Raw genomic sequence first — 3440 nt, forward strand, 5'->3', positions numbered from 1 at the left:
GCGGGGGGGGGGGGCGCCGTGGGTGCCGCGGGGGGGGGGGGGGGGGGTTTGTGGTGGGGGGGTTCTTTTTTAAGTGGTGATGGGGGGGCGGGCCCCCGTGTGTGTTCGGGGCCCCCCCCGCGACGATGTCTCCCTCTCCCAGCAGCAGGCTGTCACCCGGCACCACGAGCGCTGCCGCCACTCCTTGCGCTTCGCCGTCGCGCCGCACCCGGGCGTGTGGGGCCGACAGAGCGGAGAGTGCGGCGACCGCGCGGTCCGCCCGGACTTCCTGGGTCACTCCCACGGTCGTGTTGAAGACGACCACCAGGCCGATGACGACGGCGTCCGGGTGGTCACCGATCGCGATGGTCAGGAGTGCGGCTCCGAGCAGCACCATGATCAGCGGGTCGCGCAGCTGTGCCAGCACCCGGCGGTGGAGGGGTGCGGGTCGCGCAGGTGCCACCTCGTTGCGTCCGTACCGGGCCAGTCGGCGTTCGGCTTCGGCCTGTGTCAGCCCCGCGGGGGTGGAGGAGCCGGCGGACGGCATTTCGATCGCGCGGCTCGTCATGGCGGGCTCAGTCGGTGGGGATGGTGATCACGGGGCAGTGAGCGCGGTGCAGGAGGCCGTGGACGACGGATCCGATCCGCATGCCGGTGTATCCGCCGCGGCCGCGGCGGCCCACGACGACGGCCAGGGCGTGCTCGGCGGCCCGGGCCAGCTCCTCGACGGGGTGGCCGGTGAGGACCTCGTGGGTGACGTGCACGTCCGGGTACTTCTCGGACAGGCCGGCGGTGGCCTCGGAGAGCAGGGTGCGTTGCGCCCGCAGTGCCACCTGCTCCTCGTCCAGCATGATCAGCGGCCGCTGCCACACGCAGACGACCCGCAGCGCCGCACCCCGGAGGTCGGCCTCGTCGAAGGCGAAGGTCAGCGCGGCCGTGGCGGATGCGCTGCCGTCGATGCCCGCGACGAGGTAGGGCGGCTGCTGGCTGATGTGCTCGGCGTCGCCCACGACGACGACCGGGCAACCGGCCTGGGCGGTGACGGGTACCACGAGCGAGCCGGCGCTGAGGAACTCGGCGGTGCGGCTCAGGTGCCGGGACCCGAGGACGATCATGCGGGCCTCCCGCGCCGCGCCGCCCAGGACGGGGGCGGGGGAACCGCCGAGCAGATCGCCGGTGACGGCCACCTCGGGGTGGCGGTCACGCACCCAGTTGCACGCTTGTTCGAGTTTGTCGGATCCGGCCTGCCTCAAGGACGTCCGGCCGGGGGTGTCGTCGACGTGATGCGTGTCGTGCTGGGGCGGTACCGCGAGCACCAGGCGCAGCGGGAGCCGGCGCCGTTGTGCCTCGTCGGCGGCCCAGGCCAGGGCGAGGTGCCAGTTCCTGTCCGGGTCGATGCCCACGACGATGTCACGGTTTCCTGCCGGGTGGATGGTCATGACTGGCTCCCGAAGTCGCTGCCCGTCCGGGGGATGAGGAGAACGGGGCAGTGGGCGTGGTGCAGCATGCTGTGCGTGGCCCTGCCCAGGCTGGGGGCGAGTCCGAGGGGCCCTTTGACCCGGCGGCCGCCCATGACGAGCAGATCCGCGTGACGGGACGCCTCGACGAGGACACCGGCGACGGAGATGCTCTTCTCAGCATGGCCCTGCACCTCAAGGTCGGGGAACTCGTCGCGGACCACGTCCGCGACGGCCCGCACGGCCTCTGCGCGCCCACTCGCGATCTCGTCCACGCCGTCGAGCATGCTGACCACCTCGCCGACGGACTGGAGCACGTTCCACACGTGCAGCAGCCGCAGGGAGGCCTTGTGCAGCTCGGCTTCCCGGGCGGCGTACCGGGCTACCAGGAGGTCGTGTTCGTCGCGGATCGCCACGAGGACCGTGCCGGTCTCCTCGGTCCCGTCCACGCCTCGGACGACGATGACGGGCGTCATCGCGGCGGCCGCGACATCCAGGCCGACCGATCCGAGCATGAGGGAGTCGAACCCGCCCAGGCCGCGGTTGCCGACCACGATCGTGCCGTGGAGCCCGCCGGCCCGGTGCAGGCTGTCGACGGCGCCCGCGCGGCTGAATTCGGTGGTCACGTTCAGCCCGGGGTACTCGGCCGACACGGCCTCCGCCGCGTCGTCCAGGAGCTTCCGGCCGTTCGCGCGGACCCGCTCCATGGTCTGCGCCGACAGGTACAAGGCCCTGCCGTCGGTGTCGGCGCCGTACACGAGGTGCAGCGGACGGTCCCTGAGCACGGCCTCCCGGGCCGCCCACAGGGCAGCGATGCGCGCCGGCTGCGAGCCGTCCACGCCGACGACGACCGAGCTGGTGTCCGGCGTACGGAATGTGCTTTCCACGTTTCCTCCCACCCGAGGGGCCGATGAGGGACACCTCTCACGCTGGCACCGTCGGTGCTGCGGGAAGAGGGCCGCCCGGTGCCGCCGACGGGGCCAAAGGTCCCCATCGTCACGGCTTGGCACCTCGGGCCCTTACGGCCCCCGGACGGGACCGTTCGGCCCTCGATCGCCGGCGGTCGTCGTCGGATGGTGGGGGCACACCCCGCACACGACACCAGCCTCGCGTGACACGGCGGAGCAGGAGGGCCTCATGAAGCACATCACGGTGGCGGACCTGATGACCGACGAGGTCGTCTCCGTGGCCCCGGGCACCGCCTTCAAGGACGTTGCGAAGCTCCTCGCCCAGTACGACATCTCCGGTGTCCCCGTCCTGGACGACGAGGACCGCGTGATGGGTGTCGTCTCGCAGACGGACCTGCTCGCCCATGCGGGACCCGGCCTCGTCACCTCCTGGCAGAACGGCGCGGCGGTGGAGCCGCCCACCGCGGGCGACGTCATGTCCGCGCCCGCAGTCACCGTCCGCACCGAGGAGACGGTGGCCGACGCCGCCCGGCTGATGACCCGCCGTGGCATCGAACGCCTCCCCGTCGTGGACGTGGAGGACCGCCTCGTCGGCATCGTCACGCGCCGGGACCTGCTCCGCATGTTCCTGCGCCCGGACTCCGAGATACGACGGCGTGTCAACGACGAGATCCTCGCCGGGGCACTCGGTGTACCGGCCGGGGACGTCGACGTCCACGTGGTGGACGGCATCGTCACCCTGGACGGCCAAGTCGAGCGCCGGAGCCAGCTCCCTCCGCTCCTCGGCCTCGTCGAGCGACTCGAAGGGGTCGTCGCCGTGGCATCGCATGTCACCGCCCGCACCGACGACACGGCAGCCACTCACGCGGTCCGGGCCCGGCACGCAATGCCGTGGTGATGAGCACCGGACCGCGCAAGGGAAATCGCAGCCGTGAAACACCACGTGCCCCTGGGGGGCGACGGCTCCCGGCCCCTGGACCAGGTCCTCCCCGGCCCCGGCCGCCGAGACGTGGACCGCGGGGCGGACCGGTCCCTGACCCATGCCGCCCAGGCCCCACCCACAGGCGGATCCCACCAACCCCACCCCGGCGCGCCA

General features: G+C 72.6%; 4 protein-coding genes. 1 reads left to right on the forward strand and 3 read right to left on the reverse strand.

What is annotated here, in order from left to right:
- The 3 genes from ACFXA3_RS02050 to ACFXA3_RS02060 form a co-directional block, all read right to left on the reverse strand.
- A partial coding sequence (locus ACFXA3_RS02050) for a cation-transporting P-type ATPase (RefSeq protein ID WP_385180575.1) occupies positions 1 to 547 on the reverse strand: 547 nt, incomplete at its 3' end.
- A 7-nt stretch (positions 548 to 554) separates the two neighbouring features.
- Entirely contained in the window at positions 555 to 1418 is an 864-nt protein-coding gene (locus ACFXA3_RS02055; protein ID WP_385180578.1) for a universal stress protein, read from the reverse strand.
- Positions 1415 to 2323 carry a universal stress protein gene (locus ACFXA3_RS02060; RefSeq protein ID WP_385180580.1) on the reverse strand — a complete coding sequence of 303 codons (909 nt, stop codon included), beginning with the start codon at positions 2321 to 2323 and terminating at the stop codon, positions 1415 to 1417. The genes ACFXA3_RS02055 and ACFXA3_RS02060 overlap by 4 nt, the downstream gene beginning before the upstream one ends.
- 250 nt (positions 2324 to 2573) lie before the next feature.
- Here ACFXA3_RS02060 and ACFXA3_RS02065 point away from each other — a divergent pair, with 250 nt between their 5' ends.
- A complete protein-coding gene (locus tag ACFXA3_RS02065; RefSeq protein WP_385180582.1) occupies positions 2574 to 3242 on the forward strand; it encodes a CBS domain-containing protein in 669 nt (222 codons plus the stop codon).
- The last annotated feature ends 198 nt before the right edge of the window (positions 3243 to 3440 follow it).

It is taken from the genome of Streptomyces sp. NPDC059456 (assembly GCF_042750055.1).
In the GTDB taxonomy this organism is placed as follows: domain Bacteria; phylum Actinomycetota; class Actinomycetes; order Streptomycetales; family Streptomycetaceae; genus Streptomyces.

Excerpts from the sequence above, each read along its gene's own strand:
- ACFXA3_RS02055 (WP_385180578.1), bottom strand. The coding sequence starts at position 1,418 with ATGACCATCCACCCGGCAGGAAACCGTGACATCGTCGTGGGCATCGAC.
- ACFXA3_RS02065 (WP_385180582.1), top strand. The coding sequence starts at position 2,574 with ATGAAGCACATCACGGTGGCGGACCTGATGACCGACGAGGTCGTCTCC.